At 55.7% G+C, this 19962-nt stretch carries 18 protein-coding genes; 4 read left to right on the top strand and 14 right to left on the bottom strand.

Annotation, left to right across the window (positions count from 1 at the left end; all coding sequences use genetic code 11):
- The 5 genes from BT114_RS15340 to BT114_RS14410 form a co-directional block, all read right to left on the bottom strand.
- Nucleotides 1-175: helix-turn-helix domain-containing protein (locus BT114_RS15340; RefSeq protein WP_425434794.1), on the bottom strand; the 175-nt coding region annotated here is incomplete at its 3' end.
- A 267-nt stretch (nucleotides 176-442) separates the two neighbouring features.
- Nucleotides 443-724, bottom strand: a complete 282-nt coding sequence (locus BT114_RS14425) for a type II toxin-antitoxin system RelE/ParE family toxin (protein WP_072327202.1) — start codon at nucleotides 722-724, stop codon at nucleotides 443-445.
- Nucleotides 721-993, bottom strand: coding sequence for a CopG family ribbon-helix-helix protein (locus tag BT114_RS14420; RefSeq protein ID WP_054640921.1), 273 nt, complete (start codon nucleotides 991-993; stop codon nucleotides 721-723). The genes BT114_RS14425 and BT114_RS14420 overlap by 4 nt, the downstream gene beginning before the upstream one ends.
- A 131-nt stretch (nucleotides 994-1124) precedes the next feature.
- Nucleotides 1125-1607 carry a toll/interleukin-1 receptor domain-containing protein gene (locus BT114_RS14415; protein ID WP_245770458.1) on the bottom strand — a complete coding sequence of 161 codons (483 nt, stop codon included), beginning with the start codon at nucleotides 1605-1607 and terminating at the stop codon, nucleotides 1125-1127.
- Nucleotides 1608-1918: 311 nt separating this feature from the next.
- A complete protein-coding gene (locus tag BT114_RS14410) occupies nucleotides 1919-2611 on the bottom strand; it encodes an HNH endonuclease (RefSeq protein WP_072327200.1) in 693 nt (230 codons plus the stop codon).
- 81 nt (nucleotides 2612-2692) lie between these two features.
- On the opposite strand from BT114_RS14410, the gene BT114_RS14405 reads away from it, so the two are divergent.
- Entirely contained in the window at nucleotides 2693-2899 is a 207-nt protein-coding gene (locus tag BT114_RS14405; RefSeq protein ID WP_218163528.1) for a hypothetical protein, read from the top strand.
- A gap of 708 nt (nucleotides 2900-3607) precedes the next feature.
- Here the strand turns inward: BT114_RS14405 and BT114_RS14400 are convergent.
- The 5 genes from BT114_RS14400 to BT114_RS14380 form a co-directional block, all read right to left on the bottom strand.
- Nucleotides 3608-6433, bottom strand: coding sequence for an FAD-binding and (Fe-S)-binding domain-containing protein (locus BT114_RS14400; RefSeq protein WP_072327198.1), 2826 nt, complete (start codon nucleotides 6431-6433; stop codon nucleotides 3608-3610).
- A gap of 302 nt (nucleotides 6434-6735) precedes the next feature.
- Nucleotides 6736-8430, bottom strand: coding sequence for an L-lactate permease (locus BT114_RS14395; RefSeq protein ID WP_072327197.1), 1695 nt, complete (start codon nucleotides 8428-8430; stop codon nucleotides 6736-6738).
- A gap of 351 nt (nucleotides 8431-8781) precedes the next feature.
- On the bottom strand, nucleotides 8782-9441 hold the full coding sequence (locus BT114_RS14390; protein WP_072327196.1) for a LutC/YkgG family protein: 660 nt from the start codon (nucleotides 9439-9441) through the stop codon (nucleotides 8782-8784).
- Nucleotides 9438-10892 (bottom strand): LutB/LldF family L-lactate oxidation iron-sulfur protein, encoded by a 1455-nt coding sequence (locus BT114_RS14385; RefSeq protein WP_072327195.1) that lies wholly within the window; start codon nucleotides 10890-10892, stop codon nucleotides 9438-9440. The genes BT114_RS14390 and BT114_RS14385 overlap by 4 nt, the downstream gene beginning before the upstream one ends.
- Nucleotides 10889-11671, bottom strand: coding sequence for a (Fe-S)-binding protein (locus BT114_RS14380; RefSeq protein WP_245770457.1), 783 nt, complete (start codon nucleotides 11669-11671; stop codon nucleotides 10889-10891). Before BT114_RS14380 ends, BT114_RS14385 begins: the two co-directional genes overlap by 4 nt.
- Before the next feature lie 378 nt (nucleotides 11672-12049).
- Between BT114_RS14380 and BT114_RS14375 the strand changes: the two genes are divergently transcribed.
- The 3 genes from BT114_RS14375 to BT114_RS14365 are packed head-to-tail and all read left to right on the top strand — an operon-like array spanning nucleotide 12050 to nucleotide 16123.
- On the top strand, nucleotides 12050-12811 hold the full coding sequence (locus BT114_RS14375; protein ID WP_072327194.1) for an FCD domain-containing protein: 762 nt from the start codon (nucleotides 12050-12052) through the stop codon (nucleotides 12809-12811).
- Between the two features lie 14 nt (nucleotides 12812-12825).
- Complete coding sequence (locus tag BT114_RS14370) at nucleotides 12826-14763, top strand: sensor histidine kinase (protein ID WP_072327193.1); 1938 nt, start codon at nucleotides 12826-12828, stop codon at nucleotides 14761-14763.
- Nucleotides 14756-16123 (top strand): sigma-54-dependent transcriptional regulator, encoded by a 1368-nt coding sequence (locus tag BT114_RS14365; protein WP_072327192.1) that lies wholly within the window; start codon nucleotides 14756-14758, stop codon nucleotides 16121-16123. The genes BT114_RS14370 and BT114_RS14365 overlap by 8 nt, the downstream gene beginning before the upstream one ends.
- Nucleotides 16124-16303: 180 nt before the next feature.
- Here the strand turns inward: BT114_RS14365 and ybaK are convergent, their stop codons facing one another.
- Genes ybaK through aroE form a run of 4 tightly spaced genes read right to left on the bottom strand, consistent with a single transcriptional unit; the run spans nucleotide 16304 to nucleotide 19958 of the window.
- Entirely contained in the window at nucleotides 16304-16771 is a 468-nt protein-coding gene (ybaK, locus tag BT114_RS14360) for a Cys-tRNA(Pro) deacylase (protein WP_072327191.1), read from the bottom strand.
- 25 nt (nucleotides 16772-16796) lie between these two features.
- Nucleotides 16797-18323, bottom strand: coding sequence for a dGTPase (dgt, locus tag BT114_RS14355; RefSeq protein WP_084662304.1), 1527 nt, complete (start codon nucleotides 18321-18323; stop codon nucleotides 16797-16799).
- Between the two features lies 1 nt (nucleotide 18324).
- Entirely contained in the window at nucleotides 18325-19119 is a 795-nt protein-coding gene (locus tag BT114_RS14350) for an MOSC domain-containing protein (RefSeq protein ID WP_072327190.1), read from the bottom strand.
- 2 nt (nucleotides 19120-19121) lie between these two features.
- Nucleotides 19122-19958, bottom strand: coding sequence for a shikimate dehydrogenase (gene aroE, locus BT114_RS14345; RefSeq protein WP_072327209.1), 837 nt, complete (start codon nucleotides 19956-19958; stop codon nucleotides 19122-19124).
- Between the last annotated feature and the right edge of the window lie 4 nt (nucleotides 19959-19962).

The following is a 19962-nucleotide window of genomic DNA, read 5'->3' as shown; positions in this document are numbered from 1 at the left end:
GGTAATCATCCAGCTTTTTAGTGCGGCTGGGATCGGACTGCTGACCATGAATGGCTGCTTCCGATAGGCGCAGATACTTGCGAACGGTATTGCGAGAAATGGACAACTGCTTACTGATGGCTCGGACGGAAAGGCCCTGGCCGTTGTCGTGTAGTGCTTTGATTTTATGAATCACAACCCACTCCTTCAAACCCCTTCCCCTTGAGCAAAATGATTCAGGGAAGGTACTGGTTCTGGTGGCCAAAGCCACCCCGGAGGTGGGTCAAAATTAATGGCCAGAAGAGGGTCAGTTTAGTTGGCCATTAACACCTCCTTTGCCTGAAAAACCCGATCAAAGCATAGTTCGGGTGGTTTTTCTACAGCCTGAACGCAGAGCGCACCGGCAACCTTGATGTAGCGAAGCGGAGACAAGGGCGTCCGAGTGCCGTGTTTGGTTAAATTACTATCGTTCACCCTCAAGGTCATGCCACACCCGGAGAATAATGATGGCACTGGCATGAACTGAATATCGAACGACGTATTTTCCGAAAACCATATCTCGAATAGAGTCAGGCACCGGTGCCATTTCAACTGGTGTGCCCATTTTGGGGAATTCTGGAAGTAATTCGATTTTGCCAACCAGTTCGGTGGCAATCCTGGCTGCCGCCGACGGGCTGTGCACCGCAATGAACTCCCTGAGGCGTTTCAAATCATCAATGGCTTCGTCCGTGTAAACCAGCTTCACTTACCTGACCTCGGCGCATCTTGCTCGTTTTCGGTTCCCCAGCTATTAAGCCAACTGTGGACCTCGCTGGCATCAACAACCTTGCCTTGGGCAGCAGACTCCATTGCCTCTAACGTTTGTTTCCACCGCTCTTGCTCAAGCTGCTGCTTTTCTATGTATTCCGACAATGCCTGGTTGATTACCCAGCCTTTGCTACGGTGCAGCCTGCTGGCGATTGCTTCCAGATGCTGTTCAACTTCTGCTTGAAGGCGAACTGTGGTGACGCTCATGACTATGACCCTCGAATTTGGTGACTACAGTGTATTACAGCATAGTCTACAAGGGTAGGCAAAAAATTTAACGCCTTGCTCACCGGTAAATCAGGAGCGTAGTGAGTGATTTATCCGTGTGCAGCAAATTGTTAGAGCGCAACCAGCTCGGCGAGCTTGGCAGCGACGTCATCCATTGGATCTTCTGCTGTGCTCAGCCCGCTTCGTGAGCCAAGCAGAGGGCTTACATCGCGGAGGGCCTCGTACGTCGTGTTGTGAACGATGGGGACGAGCAGGTCACGCGCCAAGAGTGCCGAAAGCTCTTTATCGGCGATACCTTCCCCGCGAACACGACTCAAAAATGAAGGGGTCACCAAAACGATGCCGACTCGTGACTTCGCCAATCCTTTGTCGATCTCGCGCAGCAAACTTGAGCCGAGGAGGACATCCTTTTCGCTAAACCACACAGAAACTCCGCGTGCCTCAAGCAGATCGTGCAATTCCTTGGCGGCACCTCCTCGGTCGTCCCATGCGTGGCAGAGAAAAACGTCTCTTATGTCCGGTGCAGGAGTTCGCGTCTCGACGCTACGACGGATCGGCGTGAGAGCCTGCACTTCAGCAGGGGTGTACCACACGGACGACCCGGGTTTCGACCACCTCGGCTTTGCGCTGCGGCTCAACCCGCCGCTGCTTCCAATGCTTCGTGGGGGGGAGGGGGAGTAGGGCGAAGGCGTGTGTGAGCCGTAGCCGCCGTACCCACCATAGCTTCTTCCATAACGTCCACCGCATGCAGGGCAGTTGGCTGCGCCACTCGCCGTTCGATGACCATGTACTGGTGCAGTGCATCTTGCCATGTTGTGCTCCCTTAGTTTAGGACTCGCTCTAACGCCTTGCTCACCGGTAAATTAGGCGCGCAGCGAATAATTTATCCGAGTGCAGCAACTGGTTATACATTCGCTGCGCTCGTCCCTCGAAACCGGGCAATTTTTGCGCGTACTTTATTTGCCAATTCTCGCTTCTCAGCGCCGTAATGCAACTCACGATGGCAGTTCGGGCAAAGTGCTACAGCATTATTCACGGTATCTTCACCGCCATCTGCCAAGCGCTGGACGTGATGCACCTCCAGGAAAGGTGAACCGTCCTCTCGATAGAATGGAGCAGGAGCTTCGCAGCACTCACAATGTCCAGATGCTTGATCCAGGACCCATGCAACCACAGCAGGATCTCTGACATATTGCGTCACTGAAGCCTGAACTGATTCCGGTTTTTTCTTGCCCTTTGGAGGTGATGCCGGTGGTTTTTTCCTCAGCTTCTCAACTTTCGCGTCAAAGTCTGTATTTGAGCCAAGCTGCTGCCCCTCACTGGCAGCTATTAGCCGCTCAAGGTGCTGGATAACATTACTCCCAACATTCCGAGCTGGCTTTAATCCATAAACCCACTGGCGACCTTGTAGCGAATAGACGTAGGAAATATTCTGCATGCGATATTCATACGACTTTACGGTCCGCCCAAACCTATTAGCCAAATCTTCATAGTACGACTTTTTTGTGAACGGCTGACCAGCAGCCTCAAGTCGATGCATTTCAACATAGGCATCAACCGATGCACGCAGCTCTTCTTCAGTCCAATTATCGCTCAAGGCTTACCTCGATATGTATAACGCCGCAATCAGCGGTTTATCCGCTGCATTGCTTTGTTAAATCCGAACCGAGGAATGAGAATGAAAAAAGCACCGTGGAAAGATTATCAAGGCGAAGATATTTTTGAGGGTAGCGTAATATCCCACCCCAGCGGACAACAAGGAACCGTTGTTTTTGATGGTACGCGTCTCCACGTAGAAGATCAGTGGCTTGTTGACTACGGTAGTGAAATCAAATCACGACTGATACTGCAAATCGGAGCTAAGGGCCAAGCTATAAGGATTTAACGCCGTGGACAGCGGTGGCCTTGCAGCGCAGCGGAAAGGACATCCGGCCGCCGCAGGCGGCGAACTGCTGCACTTTGTTATTGCCAACACCACCTAAAATAACCACTGCCGCCCTACTGGCTGAACCACTGAATGTATAGATGCACCAATCCGGACAACAGCACCTGAATTTCTGACTGCGTTACCCGCAACAGCTCAACAGCTCAACAGCTCAACAGCTCAACAGCTCAACAGCTCAACAGCTCAACAGCTCAACAGCACGATGCTGGCAACGACCTAAAACAAAGCCCGATACTGCGGCGGCGACCTGAACATTTTTCCGAAGTCGCCAGCCTGAACCGATGCAACCAAGCCCCGGCAATAACATTTTGTTCAAAGGCATGCTTGATTGGTCACGCTGGATAGCAGCCTGAAATTACACTCAACTTACCGATTTCACTGGTAAAAGTCTATTGATCCATCGCAGGGGCGGGGGTGTAAACCCGCAAGCTCGGTTTTATCCTTTTTGCTTGCGCGTTATTTTCTCAGGGGCGATCTCAATATATTGTTTTTATTGAGTATTGCGCTTAAATCCTGGGTGTAAATGAGCAGACGCAGTTTGCATACGTGCAGTTTCTGAGGATGCGACCAAAATAGACTGTATAGAAGAGCAGAATCTGTGTAACGGGTTCACCATGCGTGGGGACCCGTTACGACAGGTGTTTTGTTTTACCTGCTGACTTCATCCACCAGGTAAAGAATGGACTGGTAGTGAATCCCGGCATGTTCGGTCAGGCCAATTTCACAGGTGCGGCTGTTGGAATAACCCGCTTCACAACCGGCCACTTCTTTCGCCAGGTCTTGCAAGGATGAGGCGTTCAGTTCCGGTTGCTGGAAGCCACGATCTCCGGCAAAGCCACAGCAGGTTACGGATTCCGGCAATACCACTTCCTCTACACAGGCTCGCGCCAGTTGCACCAGCAGCTCACCCTTGCCGCGTCGGGTGGTGGAGCAGGTGACATGCACCGCCACCTTGCCGGGTTTACGACGGATGTTCAGTTTCGGCAGCAGGTTATTGGCAACAAACTCGCTGGCCTCCATCAACTGCAAGTGTTTTAACCCACCTTCATTCACCCGCAGATTACAGGGGCTGGTATCGGTGATCACCGGCCATCGGCCCTGCTCTGAAGCCTGCATCAGTGCAGCCAGCAGTTCAGTCTGTTTCTGGTCGGCCACTTCAAACAAGCCCTTGGACTGAAACGGCATGCCACAGCACAGGCTGTTGATGCCTTCGGGGATAATCACCCGATATCCGGCCTTGTGCAGCAGGTTCAGCGTCACTTCACTGAGAGAAGCCTGTTCACCGGCATGAACATCATTGCCCAGCACGCGACTGGCACAGGAGGGCCAGTAAACCACTGCAGGCGCATTGGCATCCGTGGGTGGCGGGGTAACCGGTTTGATTTTGTTGAGCGGGCGAGCCGCCCTGGGCAAGCTGGGTCGCCAGTGCCCCACGGCATCCACACCCAGTTTGCGCAGGCCATTCAGGCTGGCTTTCATGCCAGCATCACCGATCACCTTACGACCCACCTGGGCCAGTTGGAGGCCGGTGCGAGCCATGCGGGTGACGCCATCAAAATGGCTGGCAATCCATTCTGCTTTGTTCTGGTGTTTGAGGTTCTGTTCACGGCGGATGCCACGCACCAGATCCCCGGTGTTGATACCCACCGGACACTGGGTGGAACACAGGCCATCGGCCGCGCAGGTATCCAGCCCCTGATATTGATAGGCTTCGGCCAGTGCATCAATACCTGCCGGATCTTCCCCAGCCTGACGGCGGCGTTGTAACTCCCGCCAGATCACAATGCGCTGACGCGGGGTCAGGGTCAGTCGACGTGACGGGCAGACGGCTTCACAGAAACCACATTCAATGCACTTGTCCACCAGCGGATCAGCTTCCGGCAGGGGTTTGAGGTTTTTCAGGTGAATGCTGGCATCATCCGACAGAATCACGTCCGGGTTCAGCAGGTTAGCTGGGTCAAACAGCCGCTTGATGCTTTTCATCAGGGCATAGGCATCACTGCCCCATTCCAGCTCGACATAAGGAGCCATGTTGCGTCCGGTGCCGTGTTCGGCTTTTAACGAACCGCCATATTTCACAGCCACCAGTTGCGCCACTTCATCCATCAGCGCTTCATATCGCTGCACTTCCGCCGGATCATCAAAACCCTGGGTGAAGACAAAATGCAGGTTGCCTTCCAGCGCATGACCAAACAGGATGGCTTCGTCATAACGGTATTTTTTGAACAATGCCTGCAGTTCGGCCACGCCTTCTGCCAATCGCTCCAGCGGAAAGGCCACGTCTTCGATGATCACCGTGGTACCAATCACTCGTTCGGCACCCACTGCCGGGAAGGTGCCCTTGCGGATTTTCCAGTAGAGCTCGTAGGTTTTGATGTCGGTGGTGAACACCACCGGCTGCAGGGTGGTCATGCCATCCAGCGCAGCGGTCACACTGGCAATGTTTTCTGCCAGATGATGGTCATCACTGCCACGGACGTCCACCAGCAGCGCGGCGGCTTCTTCCGGCAGATGTTTCAGATTGTCCGGCATGCCCGGCATGTCCTGCACCGCGCGTAATGCCGCCCGATCCAGCAACTCCACTGCGGCCACCGGGGTAGGTTTCATTGCCGTGGTGGCGCGACAGGCAGTGGCCATGTCCGGGAAATAAATCAGTGCCGCCGCCTTGTGCGGGTAGTCTGGCACCGTGTGGTAGGTGATCTCACTGATAAAGCCAAGAGTGCCTTCGGAACCGATCAGCAGGTGTTTCAGGATTTCCAGCGGGTCTTCAAAATCCACCAGCGCATTCAGGCTGTAACCCGTGGTGTTTTTCAAACGGTATTTATGGCGGATTTTTTCTGCCAGCGCTGTATTGGCGCGGGTCTGTTCAGCCAACTGCGCCAGACGCCGCAGTAGAAAACCATGGCTGCTGCCAAATGCCTGCACTGATGCCGGGTCAGCCGTATCCAGCAGGGTGCCATCCGCCAGGATCACCCGCAGGTCTTTTAAGGTGTTGTAAGAATTCTGTGCCGTACCACAACACATGCCCGAAGCATTGTTGGCGGCAATACCCCCAATCATGCAGGCATTGATCGACGCCGGATCCGGCCCGATCTTGCGCTGCAGGGGAGCAAGGTATTTATTGGCCTGTGCACCAATCACGCCTGGTTTCAGACGGATCGCCTGGCCATCATCAAGAATTTCGTGGTCTTTCCAGCCATTGCCCAGCTGCATCAGCACCGAATCCGTCACCGCCTGACCCGACAGCGATGTACCTGCTGCCCGGAAGGTGATGGGCAAACCTCGTTCACCACAGGCTCGCAACAACTGCTGCACCTCCTGCTCCGACTCCACTCGCACCACCAGCTCAGGAATCAACCGGTAAAAACTGGCATCCGTACCATAAGCCAGACGACGCAGCTCATCACGGATCAGCCGGTGTTCCGGAACAAAGGCAGCAAGGGCGGAATGCAGTTCGGAGTAAGCAGAAGACATGGCGCATTACCTTGAAAAGTAAAAAGTGTTGGTGGCCGGAATATTGGTGGTTAAGAAGTCGGTGAAGCAGGGGCAAAGTTGTCAGGACGCACAAGTACGTCCCTGTATGCTCTACTGCAACATCCATGTTGCAGACAGCCTGACAACTTACCCCAACTCCACCTTATCGTAACGATCTCATTTATTGACGCTCACCTGGTGCAGGTCACGACAAGCCTGGACGAAAGCAAGAGAGGTAAGCAGTGGCCGCAAAGCGACCCTGCTTTACCTCGTACTTGTTATTACAGCTTGCTAAAGACCACCTACATCAAGCCGTCTGTCACGCCCAGTCCATACACGGCAATCATCGCCAGCACACCGGCAAAGACCAGGTAATAAATGGTCGGGATCACTGTCATGCGCAGGGTGCGACCTTCATGACCCAGCAGGCCCACTGTGGCAGAAGCCGCCACCACGTTGTGAATGGCAATCATGTTACCGGCTGCGGCACCCACCGCCTGCATGGCCACCAGCAGTGCACCGGAAATGCCCAGCAGCTCACCCACACTGAACTGGAACTGCGCCAGCATCAGGTTGGATACGGTGTTGGAACCGGCAATAAAGGCTCCCAGACCACCCACTGCAGGTGCAAAGAAGGGATAAATGCCACCCACCGAGTCAGCCACCAGTTGTGCCATGGCAATCGGCATGGACGGCAGATCCGCAGCATTGACACCGGAGTTGATCAGAATACGCACCATCGGGATGGTGAACACCAGTACAAAACCGGCACCGATCAAGGTACGTGAAGACTCACTCAGCGCAGCTTTCATTTCATTGAACTTCATGCGATGCAGGAAGTAGGTCAGGATCACCACCATCACCATGATGCCACCCGGCAGGTAGAGCGGCTGAATGCTGCCGGATACACCGGCTTCACCCAGAATGTTGCTCCAGCCAAAGCTCAGGAAGCTGGTGAAGAAGGACTTCACTTCCGGTACCACACGAGACACTACCAGCAGCACTGCCAGCAGCAGGTAGGGCAACCAGGCCAGTGCACCTTTCATTGGCACCTTGCCAGCCAGACTGTCGAGTTTGATTTCGATGTTGCCCATCCACTCGCTTGGCCAGTCTTTCGGGTCAGCAAAATCCCACTTTTCTTTCGGCAGCAGGAAACCAGCCTTGGCAGCAGGAACCACAATCGCCAGACCCACCAGCGCACCAATCATGGACGGGAATTCCGGACCCAGGAACACACCGGCCGCCGCGTAGGGCAATACAAAGGCCAGACCGGCAAAAATGGCAAAGGGAGCAATGGCCAGACCTTCGGCCCAGGATTTGTTCTTGCCGAAAAAGCGGGTCAGCATGGCACACATGAACAGCGGCATCAGTACACCCACAATGGCGTGAGTGATGGCCACCTGAGAGGTGATCAACTGATAAAAGACATCCCAGCTGGAGCCATTGGCAACCAGTTGTTCACTGATGCCGGTACGATCCAGACCGGCGGTGACACCCACCACAATCGGTGTACCCACGGCACCGAAAGAAACCGGCGTGGACTGAATCATCATGCCGATCATCACTGCACCCAGTGCCGGGAAGCCCAGCGCCACCAGCAGCGGCGCAGCCACGGCTGCAGGCGTGCCAAAACCGGAGGCACCTTCAATGAAGCAGCCGAACAACCAGGCCACAATCACGGCCTGAACCCGACGGTCCGGCGAGATGTTGGAAAATCCACCACGAATGGCGGTGATGGCACCGGAGTGCTTCAGGGTGTTGAGCAGCAGAATGGCGCCAAAAATGATCCACAGGATGCCGCCGGTCAGAATCAGACCTTGCAGACTGGATGCCACCACACGGGTGAAGGACATTTCCCAGGCAAACAGGCCGATCAGCGCGGTCACCAGAAAGACCACCGGCATGGCCAGCCGGGCAGGCCAGTTCAGGCCCACCAGCAGCACACCGGCCAGCACCAGTGGCACAAAGGCCAACAGGGACAGGAGTGTTTCAGACATGTTATATTTCCTTTCGCTTAATAGCTCTTGTTGTCGTTATTGACAGCAACCCCTGTTTGGCGAGCCGCTAAACTCCGCCGGCAGGGGCTTCTTTTTCGGGGCTTTTGCCCTCTTTTATCTTCCGCCTGATTTCAGACAGAAAGAATCTTCTTCGATACCATCCAACACTGCACATGGCCAACTGACCGGACAGGGTTGGCATCAGATCCGGCTGTCTGCAACAGGATGTTGCAGCCAGAGCTTACATGGATGTATTCACGCGTCCGGAGGTGATGCCACCCTGAACGGTTCTCCATCACACTCGGCAAGCTGAGTTTTCGCGTCCGGAGGTAATGCCACCCTGAGCGGTCATCATTCCAGCACCAGCACCACCAGTTCTTTCGGGCCGTGCACGCCATAAGCCAGGGTCTGCTCGATGTCCGCCGTTTTGGACGGGCCGGAGATCAGCAGCGCATTGGTGGGCATGCCCTGGGTGGCCCAGCCCTGTTCAGCCATGGCTTCAATGAAGGTGCTGTAGATCTGATCGGCCTGCAGCAATACAAAGTGCACCGGTGGCACCAGGCTCATCAGGCGGGGTTCGTCTTCATCCGGCCACAGGATCAGTGATCCGGTTTCGGCAATGGCACCCCGACAACCGGTGACGGCAGCATCCACCTGGGTGAACAGCTGCTCTTTCCAACTTTCAATCTTGCGGTCATAAGCCAGCAGCGGCGGCAGGCTTTCATGCCACTGCTCCCTCAGCTCCAGCCCGTGTGCCTTGATGTCACTGACCAGCAGGTTGCCAAGCTTTTTTTCTGCCAGCAGGCGGATCAGTTCCTGAATCCAGCGTTCTGCAGCCACCCGGTGCACTTCACCGTGGACGGATTCAATCTTCTGCTGGAACAGGTCGAGTTTTTCAGCCGCCGTCCAGTTGCGCTCACGCACCACGGCAAAATCACTGGTCGGTACGGCAAACCCTTGCTGCCGACCGTCACGCAAACGCTTGAGAATGTTCTGTCTGGCCTGGTTCATCCTTTTGACTCCTGTTTAACCGCCTGACTTTTAACGCTGCGCTCCTGCATCAGTTGGTGCAGGGTTTTGGCGGCAGGCTTCGGGGCTGACCGATAACGAGTCCAGGCACCGAGCTTGCTCGGCATCAATCCACGCAGACGACCCATCATGCGACCGGCAAAACGATACAGCCCAGGACTGGCATGCATGCGCGTCCAGCCACTCCAGACCAGGCTTTCCAGCCAGCGGCGTTTGATGCCATGTCCGGCCACGCGGGAAGGTTGCAGGCTGTCACCATCCACTGCTTCCTTGCGTAAACGCTGCAAGAGTTTCGGAATCGGAATTTTCACCGGGCAGACTTCACCACAGGCACCACAGAGGGTGGAGGCTGAAGGCAGGTCGCGGGTATCTTCCAGCCCCAGCAGGTGAGGCATCAGGATTTTGCCGATTGGTCCTGGATAGGTGGTGCCATACGCATGGCCGCCCACGCGGGTATAAACCGGGCAATGGTTCATGCAGGCACCACAGCGAATGCAACGCAGGGTGTCGAGCAACTCCTGATCCTGATAAATGTTCGAGCGACCGGAATCCACCAGCACCAGGTGCACGGCTTCCGGGCCATCCTTTTCAGCAGCCTTGCGCGGCGAAGAAATCATGTTGAAGTAGGTGGTGATGTGCTGGCCAGTGGCCGAACGGGTCAGCAGCGCCAGCAGCGGGGTCACGTCTTCAAGCTTTTCTACCACCTTTTCGATGCCGGTCACGGCAATGTGGCAGGGTGGCGCAGTGGTGGTCAGGCGACCATTGCCTTCGTTTTCCACCAGGCACAGGGTGCCGGTTTCCGCCACGGCAAAGTTGACACCGGAAATGCCCACATCGGCACGCATGAACTTTTCACGCAGCTGCTGGCGGGCACTGGCGGTCAGGTAGTCCACATCGTGTGAACGCCGAGTGCCGGTTTTTTCATGCATCAACTCAGAGATTTCATCGGTGTTCTTGTGAATCGCCGGCATGATGATGTGAGACGGGGTTTCCTCTGCCAGTTGGACAATGTATTCACCCAGATCCGATTCCAGCGCTTCAATGCCGGCGGCTTCGAGGTAATGGTTCAGCTCCATTTCCTCGGTCACCATCGACTTGCCCTTGATGACACTTTTGGCACCGCGTGCCTGGCAGATATCACGAATAATTTCACAGGCCTGTTCACCGGTTTCCGCCCAGTGCACCTGAACCCCTTGCTGCACCAGATTGGCTTCCAGCTGCTCCAGCAGTTCCGGCAGACGAGACAGGGCACGCAGACGCACCGCAGCACCCAATTCGCGCAGGGTTTCCAGATCCCAGCCAGCAAAAGCCGCCGTGCGCTTGGTCATCAGACCATCCATCGCCCGGCGGAAGTTGCTGCGAATCTGCGGGTTGTTTAATGCGGCCTGCACACGTGGATGAAATTCACGCACCTGAATCGGCTGGGCACTCATGCAGCACCTCCATCTTTTGCCTGCAATCTGTCCCACAGGAAGCTGACGATGTGCTGACCTTTTAACGGCAGGCCCTGTTTTTCGGCATAACCGGCAATGTTCATCATGCAGCCGCAGTCGGTGGTGACAAACTGTTCAGCACCGGCATCCAGCAAGGCCTGCGCCTTGTCCTGCACCATGGCAGCGGAAATCTCGGGATGACGCACGGCAAAGGTGCCACCAAAACCACAGCATTCCGCCGGACGCGCCTGCTCCACCAATTCCACCTGAGCCAGTTGTCCCAAGAGTTTCGGGCCAACTTCTGCCACACCCATTTCGCGACGGGCAGAACAGGAGGTGTGCATGGCAACTTTCACAGGTTGTCCCTGATCCTCCAGCTTGATCTGACACACCTGCAACAGGAAATCGGTCAACTCCCAGGTACGCGCCGCAATGGCTTCTGCACGCGCCTGCTGGGGAGTACCGGCAAAAAGTTCGGGGTAGTGTTTACGCATCATGCCGCCACAGGAACCGGATGGCACCACAATCGGGTAATCTTCGGGGAAGAGTTCCAGCTGTGGCAGGATCACTTCCCGCGCCTGATCGTTGTAGCCGGAAGAATAAGCAGGCTGACCACAGCAGGTCTGGTTCTGCGGGAAAATCACTTCAATGCCTTCGCGCTCCAGCAGCTGCACACCCGCCAGCCCGGCATCCGGGAAAAACAGATCCACCAGACAGGTGGCATAGAAGTAAACCTTTTCCGGCTTGGCCGGGTAAACCTTGAGCGCATCACTCATCATCAATACCTTCTGTCCACCCGTTGCTGGCACACTCACCACTGATTTAAGGTCGACTGTCAAAACCCTGGTTAGCCGGTTCGGCTTGGCTGATCGCCAAAATTGGTAATACCAATTGACAGATGAAAGTTTGCTAATGCTAGGTAGTGATCCCCGGAGTGTCAAACAGGGATTCATCGCTTTTAGACTTTTGTCTAAATTCGAAAAACCGGCTTTTGCACCGCAATATTCAGCAAACAGGTCGCTAAATACTGTTAAATAAAGCATTTTTTAGCAGACAGAAGCAAAGCGCTCCAGACCCGGCAATCACAAGCCTTTACTGGTAAGACCAATTTCAATATGATTGTTTTTAACGTGAATCAGGGCAAGGATCCGTCAATCATGAGTTACACCCGCGTGGAACCCCGGCGCATTTCCGATGTGATCATGCAGCAACTGGAAAGCATGATCCTGGAAGGCAGCTTTAAACCTGGCCAGAAACTGCCTCCGGAGCGTGAGCTGGCCAGTCGTTTTGGCGTCTCCCGTCCTTCCCTGCGCGAGGCAATCCAGAAACTGGCTGCACGCGGCCTGCTGGTCAGCAAACAAGGGGGGGGCACCTATGTCAGCGAACAGGTTGGCTCTTCTTTCAGCGATCCCCTGATGCAGCTGCTGGGTGGTCATGCCGAGTTTCATTATGACCTGCTGGAATTCCGCCATGCCCTGGAGGGCCTGTCCGCCTATTACGCCGCACTGCGTTCCACTCCGGCTGATAAACAACTGCTGCAGAAGCGTTTTGAAGAACTGACTGCCACCTACGATGCCATGGACCCGGTGCTGGAAGCCGAAGCGGATGCCGCTTTCCATCTGGCGATTGCTGAAGCCGCTCACAACGTGGTGCTGCTGCACACCATGCGCGGCCTGTTTAATCTGCTGGAAAAAAGCATTGTGGATAACCTGTCCAGCCTGTTTGAACGCAAGGACTCCCGCCCCATTCTCTATCAACAGCACAAGGAACTGCTGGATGCGATTCTGGAAGGGGATCCGGAACGCGCTCAGGCCCGTTCCCACGAACATCTGGTGTATGTTGAAGATGGCCTGCTGGAGCTATCCAAACAGGAAACCCGCGTGCAACGAGCGTTGCGCCGCGTTCAAACTGCAATCTGAACACGGACCATCAGATGCCGGACCAAACCCTACCCCCCGCGCTGCGTCGCTGGCTACCCAGCCTGGCTTTTACACTGGTTGCCATCCTGGTGCTGTGGCAGAGCGCCCAGCAGACCTGGAACATTGAACTGCAACGCCTGCAGGATCAAGCCACCAACGAACTGCTGCTGCACGTTACCAGCCTCAGCGGCAAGCTGGAAAAACACGAGTATCTGGCAGAGCTGCTGACCACCAAGGAAGACTTAAGCCATTTTCTGCGACCCGAAATCACCAGTGATGAGTTGCAACAACTGAATCTGGTGCTGGATACCTACCGGGTGATTGCTGATGTCTCAGATATCTATCTGATGAACCATGACGGCTTCACCGTTGCCGCCAGCAACTGGTGGCGAGCCGACAGCTTTATTGGTCAGAACTTTGCCTTTCGCCCTTATTTCCAACTGGCCATGCAAGGCCAGCAGGGGCGCTTTTATGGCCTGGGAACCACCTCTGGTGCTCGTGGTTATTACTTCTCCTGGCCGGTTTATTTCAAGGATGAAGTCCAGGGTGCTCTGGTGGTGAAAATTGAAATTCATGCCATTGAGCAACCCTGGCGAGATCCGGCCGGTGAGCTGCTGGTCACCGATCCGGATGGTGTCATTTTTATCAGTTCCCGCCCGGAATGGCGCCTGTCCACCATCACCGAACTGCCACGTGAAACCCTGCAGGAAATCAGTGACTCACTGCGTTATGCCGGGCGCATCCTGCGTCCTTTGCCGGTGATGGAGCGTCATCAGATTGCAGATCAGGCCGAAGCGCTGACCATTCGCATGAACAACAACCAGGCCCGCGACTACCTCTTGCTCAGCCATCCCATGCCAGAAGCTGGTTGGCAGGTGCACATGATGAAAGAGCTGAATCCGGTGCGTCATCAGGCCATCATTGTCAGCCTGCTGTCCGGCTCGGCACTGGTGCTGGTCACCCTGATTGGCCTGTACCTGTTTCAGCGCCGCCGCAGCCTGCGGGAACGCCAGCAATGGAAGGAAGAAGCCCACCGGGCTTTGCAGCAGGCGCATGATGAACTGGAAACCAGGGTTGCTGCCCGTACCGCCGATTTGTCGGCCAGTAACCAGCGATTGCTGGAAGAAATCCAGCAACATGAACGCACCGAAGCCACGCTACGAAAAACCCAGAAAGAACTGGTGCAGACCGCCAAACTGGCCGTGCTCGGCCAGTTATCTGCCAGCATCAATCATGAGCTGAACCAGCCACTGGCAGCCCTGCGCAGTTATGCCGAAAACGCCCGCACCTTCCTGACCCGCAACCAACCGGAAACGGCCGATTCCAATCTTGAGCAGATCCTGCTGCTGACGGAGCGGATGGCTGAGATCAGCGCCCAGTTGAAAATGTTTTCCCGCAAAAGCGGTGATCAACTGGTACCCGTTTCGGTGCAGGCTGCGTTTGATTACGCCTTGAAGCTTTACTGGAACCAGTTCCAGCAACAAAACATTGAAGTGATCCGTCGTTTTCCAGCACAGGAGGTTTTTGTGCTGGCTGACATGGTGCGGCTGGAGCAGGTACTGGTGAACCTTTTATCCAATGCTCTGCATGCCATGAAACAGGCACCACTGCGTCAAATCCATCTGTGCACCGAGTTCCTGCAGCAGGATGGCCGCGAATGGGTACAAATCCAGGTCTGGGATACCGGCAGCGGCATTCCACCCCATCAGTTGGAAGAAATCTTTGACCCCTTCTTTACCAGCAAGGAGCCCGGTCAGGGTCTGGGTCTGGGGCTATCCATTTCCAGTCGCATTGTGCAGGACCTGGGCGGACGGCTGGAAGCAGGTAATCACCTGCAGTTCCAGCGCTTACAGGACCCCGCCTCTGCCAACAGCTGCACCGGCGCCGTATTCACGCTTTACCTTCCGGCCTGTCATCCGGAAAACAGTCACCAGGAGACATTGCATGGCTGAAACACCCCATCCGGTCATCATCATTGATGATGAAAAACACCTGCGCATCAGCCTGGGGCAAACGCTGGAACTGGCCGGTTATCAAGTGCAGAGTTATGAAAGTGCCGAACTGGCCTTGCGTGCACTCAGCCCCGAATGGCCCGGCGTGGTGATTTCCGACATCCGCATGCCAGGCATGGATGGCATGACCTTTTTGCAACAGGCCCACGCACTGGACACGGATCTACCGGTGATTCTGATCACCGGGCATGGTGACATTTCCACCGCTGTGGCAGCCATCCGTCAGGGTGCTTATGATTTCCTGGAAAAACCCTTTCGCAACGAAATCCTGCTGGATGTGGTGGCACGGGCACTGGACAAACGCCGACTAACGCTGGAAAACCGCAGCCTCAAAGAAGAACTGGCCCGCCACACCACACCCGGCCCAAGGGTGCTGGGCCGCACCCAAGCGATGCAGAAGGTGATGTCGCTGGCCAACCAGATTGCCCGAGTGGAAACCGACCTGCTGCTGTGGGGAGAAACCGGAGCCGGTAAAGACATGCTGGCCCGTTACATCCACGAACAAAGCAGTCGCGCCGGGCGTAATTTTGTTGCCATCAACTGTGGTGCGGTGCCGGAAAGCATCATTGAGTCCGAACTGTTCGGGCATGAACCCGGCGCCTTTACCGGTGCCAACAAACGCCGGGTCGGCAAGTTTGAACACGCAGACGGTGGCACGGTGTTTCTGGATGAAATTGAATCCATGCCGCTGAACCTGCAGGTCAAGTTGCTGCGGGTGCTGCAGGAGCGCCAGCTGGAACGCCTCGGCTCGAACACCCCGGTCAGCCTCGACATCCGCATCATTGCCGCCACCAAAACCGATCTGAAACAGGCAGCCGCCGAAGGCTTGTTTCGGGAAGACCTCTATTACCGGCTGAATGTGGTGACGCTGGAAATTCCCCCACTGCGGGAGCGCCGCGAAGACATCCCACTGCTGTTCCAGCACTTTGCCATTGTGGCAGCCACCCGCTCCGGACTGGAAGCACCCACCCCGACACCAGCACAAAGCTCCATGCTGATGAGCCATGACTGGCCCGGCAACGTGCGTGAACTGCGCAACCTGGCCGAACGTTATGTGCTGCTGGGAGCCACCTGTGATTACGACCTGGAACAACTGATGTTCGGCAACAGCGGCAAACAGGCCCTGACCCTGCCGGAACAGGTGGAAATGTTTGAAAAAAGCCTGATCGAACAAGCCCTGGCGCGCAACAAGGGCTCCATCAAAAACACTCTGGAGGACCTCTGCCTGCCCCGCAAAACCCTGTACGACAAACTCAAGAAGTATGGTTTGTCGAGAGAGGATTTTCTGGCAGAAGACTAAGCAACCACTGATTCGCTATTGCGCTCGACCATGCTGCGTTGAAGTTGATCTCAAAATGCTCATTTACTCCGTGTAAACTCCGCTTTTTCGATCAATTTCGCCTTGCCTGATCCGCGCTCATAATGCTAATCAGAGGCCGCTTGGAACAAGCTCTGAGACCTCTCAAGGAGGCTTGGAGCATCAAGCATCAATCAGGTCAGCAACAATAGCATTCGTCAACCTCTGCAAGTCTGAAGGGGCCAAGCTGATTTCCAGCCCGCGCCGACCGGCACTAACATACATCAGCGCCAGGTTTTCTGCGCTGGCATCAATGAGCGTGGGCAGGGCTTTTTTCTGGCCCAGCGGGCTGACCCCACCCAGCACATAACCGGTGGTGCGTTCCACCTTTGCCGGGTCAGCCATCACGGCCTTTTTACCACCGGCAGCACGCGCCACTTTTTTCAGGCTCAACTGGTGATCCACCGGCAATACCGCCACCACCAGCTTGCCATCCACTTCCGTCACCAGTGTTTTGAACACCTGTGCGGTCGGTACACCCATTTTTTCAGCGGCCTCCAGACCATAAGAAGCAGCGGCAGGATCATGGCTGTATTCGTGCACCTGATGGGCGACTTTTTTCTGGCGAACCAGATTGATGGCGGGTGTCATGCTTTACTCCCTGAGAATTCATGATTCAAGACTGAATGGCCGCCAGTGTCTGATACTCTTCCAGCGCAAACTGGTCGGTCATGCCACTGATCATGTCCTGCAGCAGGCGGCAGCGACAATAGGCTTCCCAGACATCGTCCGGCAACACCCCCGCACCCAGCTGAGCGGCTGAATCCCGCAACTGCTGGTAGGCTTTCAGGTGTTTGCCTGGCAGGCGCTGGAACAGACGGCTTTCCAGCAGGTAGGCATGCCAACCATCACCCTGCTCCAGTTTGCGAAAATCAGCCAGGGGCAATTGCAGCAGTGGCAGGTAAATATCCAGCAGCCCGGTCAGAATCCGATAACCCTGCAACATCAGTGTGGAGACTTCCGGCACATTAAAAACGTGTTTGAAGCCGATCTGCTTGAGGGTTTTCACTGCAGCATGGCAGGCGGAAGCATCTTCCAGCAGGGCACGATTCAGATTGCCCGCTGTCACTTCCGGCAGATGGGTCACAAATGCCCCGGCGGCATGCTGCACCAGCGGATGTATCAGACCAACCCTTAACCAGACAAAAAAGGCATGATCCTTGTTGATGGGTTCCTGCTTTGCGCGTTGCAGTGCGGCATCCACCAGCCCGGCAAAGGACTGGTCATTGAAGTGCAATCCATCCGGGTCCTGCGGGAACTGCTCGGCAAACTCGGCCTTTAACAGCTCAGCCAGTTGCGGATGAGTGAGAATACCCTTGTCGACACTGTCCTCGATGTCTGCCAGACAATAAGCAATGTCATCCGCAGCTTCCATCAGGTAGGTCAGGGCAAAACGATGGCCCGGCTGAAGTTGTAATGCCTGCTGCAGCTCCTGGATAAAACGGCTTTCAGAAAAATAATAACCCGGCTTTTTCTGCAGGTAATTCAGTGCTCCGGCTGCATCAGCGGCTGGACGTGGATCAGTGGCACAACGGGTGTACTTGAGCACACAGGCTGATTGCAGGTAGGTGAGGTTCAGCTGTTGCAGGCTGACCATCAGGCGAATCGCCTGAGCATTGCCTTCAAAACTTTCCAGCTCGCGCCGCAAATTATCGCGTAATGCACTCTGTTGTGGGTCATCCAGCACACGGGAAAAAGCGGGCAACTGATGCAAATGCTCACTGAACCAGCGCGACAAGGCCGCTTCACCAAAGTGCCCGAAGGGCGGGTTGCCAATGTCATGCAGCAGGCAAGCCATTTCGACCAGACTCTCACTGACTCGCTCCAGTGCCAGCAATTCCGGGGCGGCACCTTGTTCACGCAGCAGGCGAAACACACTACGGGTGATGAAACGCCCGGTTTGCTGCACTTCCAGCGAGTGGGTCAGGCGACTGCGCACTGCCGCGTTGCGCTCCAGCGGAAACACCTGAGTTTTCTGCTGCAGGCGGCGCACTGCTGCCGAGTTGATGATGCGGCCGCGATCACTTTCCAGATGCCCTTCCAGATACGTCAGACCGGCGGCATCCAGCTGAAAGCCCTTCACCGGACTGTTTTCACGCTGATAGGGTCGCAGTGGAATAAAGCGTTTTAATAATGCGTCCATGTCACCAGACCTCCACCGGCATGCCCGTTTGCAGCCGACCTTCATTCAGGGGAATCAGATTATGACCGAACAGGGGTTTGCCGGTGGCTGAAGCATGATGGCGGATCAGGGTGCGCAATGGCTCCTGCCTGGTATCAAAGGTTTCACTGCCGGGTGGCAAGGTGATCAGCTTGCAGCGTTCACAAGGCGAGTGCACGGCAAAGGTGATATCACCCACCCGAACCCGTTGCCAGCCATCCTCGGCCCAGGCATCAGCACCGCTGATCACCAGGTTGGGACGGAACTGCTGCATCTGAATCGGTATGGGACAGTGTTGCTGCAACCAGTCCAGTGAGGCCGTGCTGGTCAACAGTAGCGGGTAGGCATCAGCAAAACTCACTTGCTGATCTGGCTGGTCCTTGATCGGCCTCTGTGTCTGCTCATCAAAATAAAGCAGCTGGCAAGGATGCCCGAGAAAACGGGTTAACCAGGCATCCACCTGTTCACCACAGTGCCGGGCATCCAGTTGCTGTTTCCAGATGGTGATGGGGCGATACTGCTGCGGAAAATCTGCCACCCGTAAATGCAGATCCGGCTGACCCGCTGCCGCCAGGTGCAAACCATCTGCTACCGGTTTTGCCTGAAGCTGCACCAGCCGAGGGAAGCTGCGGGCGGTGATGAATTGCCCGTCCAGGTCGGTCACCAGATAACGTCGATCACCTTCCAGCCCCCGGGATTCCACCCAGGCATGATCCAGCGACTGGGGCTGACAGGATTTCACCGGGTAACGCCAGAGGCCGGACAGGTAAAGACTCATGCTCAGCCTGCCATCAACTGTTCACGCAGGCGTTGCAGCACGCCACTGGTCTGAGGACGTACCTGACGCCACAGAAAAAAGGCTTCAGCGGCCTGCTCGACCAGCATGCCCAGACCATCGGCCACCTGTGCAGCACCCTGTGCCTCTGCCCAACGCATGAAGGGAGTGGCTTGTCTGGCATACATCAGATCATAGGCCAGCGCGCCAGCGGCCAGCAGCCCATCAGGAAGTGGCGGCAGGTCACCGGACAGGCTGGCAGAAGTGGCATTCAGGATCAGGTCGTACTGACTGGCATTCAGACTGGCCCAGTTACCCGCTGAAAGCTCAGCATCCGGTTGCAGACCATGAAAAATCTGCACCAGTTGCTGGGCCTTTTCCGGTGTGCGGTTGGCAATTTTCAGACGTGCAATACCCGCCTTGAGCAGTGGCTCAATCACTCCCCGTGAAGCCCCACCGGCACCGAGCAACAATACCCGCTTGCCGCGCAGGTTAAAGCCAAGGTTATCACTCAGGTCACGCACCAGCCCGATGCCATCCGTGTTGTCACCGTAAATTTCACCATTTTTGCCCTTTTGCAGGGTGTTCACTGCACCGGCTCGGCGGGCCCGGGGGGACAACTGATCACTGAACACCAGCGCATCCAGCTTGAAGGGAACCGTGACATTGGCACCCAGCCCCCCGGCATCAAAAAACTGCCGGGCACTGCCTTCAAAATCATCTTCCGGCGCCAGAATGGCCCGGTAATCCATCTGTTGACCGGTTTGTTCAGCAAACCAGCCGTGAATCTGCGGCGATTTGCTGTGGGCAATCGGGTTACCGAATACGGCGTAATGATCCATGGCC

Source organism: Marinospirillum alkaliphilum DSM 21637 (genome assembly GCF_900119735.1).
Lineage (GTDB): Bacteria > Pseudomonadota > Gammaproteobacteria > Pseudomonadales > Halomonadaceae > Marinospirillum > Marinospirillum alkaliphilum.
This window is presented reverse-complemented; position numbering and strand designations above follow the sequence as displayed.

Coding starts and splice junctions, on each gene's coding strand:
- BT114_RS14370 (WP_072327193.1), top strand. CDS start 12,826: ATGCCGGACCAAACCCTACCCCCCGCGCTGCGTCGCTGGCTACCCAGC.
- dgt (WP_084662304.1), bottom strand. CDS start 18,323: ATGGACGCATTATTAAAACGCTTTATTCCACTGCGACCCTATCAGCGT.
- BT114_RS14400 (WP_072327198.1), bottom strand. CDS start 6,433: ATGTCTTCTGCTTACTCCGAACTGCATTCCGCCCTTGCTGCCTTTGTT.
- BT114_RS14365 (WP_072327192.1), top strand. CDS start 14,756: ATGGCTGAAACACCCCATCCGGTCATCATCATTGATGATGAAAAACAC.
- BT114_RS14390 (WP_072327196.1), bottom strand. CDS start 9,441: ATGAACCAGGCCAGACAGAACATTCTCAAGCGTTTGCGTGACGGTCGG.
- ybaK (WP_072327191.1), bottom strand. CDS start 16,771: ATGACACCCGCCATCAATCTGGTTCGCCAGAAAAAAGTCGCCCATCAG.
- aroE (WP_072327209.1), bottom strand. CDS start 19,958: ATGGATCATTACGCCGTATTCGGTAACCCGATTGCCCACAGCAAATCG.
- BT114_RS14380 (WP_245770457.1), bottom strand. CDS start 11,671: ATGATGAGTGATGCGCTCAAGGTTTACCCGGCCAAGCCGGAAAAGGTT.
- BT114_RS14385 (WP_072327195.1), bottom strand. CDS start 10,892: ATGAGTGCCCAGCCGATTCAGGTGCGTGAATTTCATCCACGTGTGCAG.
- BT114_RS14405 (WP_218163528.1), top strand. CDS start 2,693: ATGAAAAAAGCACCGTGGAAAGATTATCAAGGCGAAGATATTTTTGAG.
- BT114_RS14350 (WP_072327190.1), bottom strand. CDS start 19,119: ATGAGTCTTTACCTGTCCGGCCTCTGGCGTTACCCGGTGAAATCCTGT.
- BT114_RS14375 (WP_072327194.1), top strand. CDS start 12,050: ATGAGTTACACCCGCGTGGAACCCCGGCGCATTTCCGATGTGATCATG.
- BT114_RS14395 (WP_072327197.1), bottom strand. CDS start 8,430: ATGTCTGAAACACTCCTGTCCCTGTTGGCCTTTGTGCCACTGGTGCTG.
- BT114_RS14420 (WP_054640921.1), bottom strand. CDS start 993: ATGAGCGTCACCACAGTTCGCCTTCAAGCAGAAGTTGAACAGCATCTG.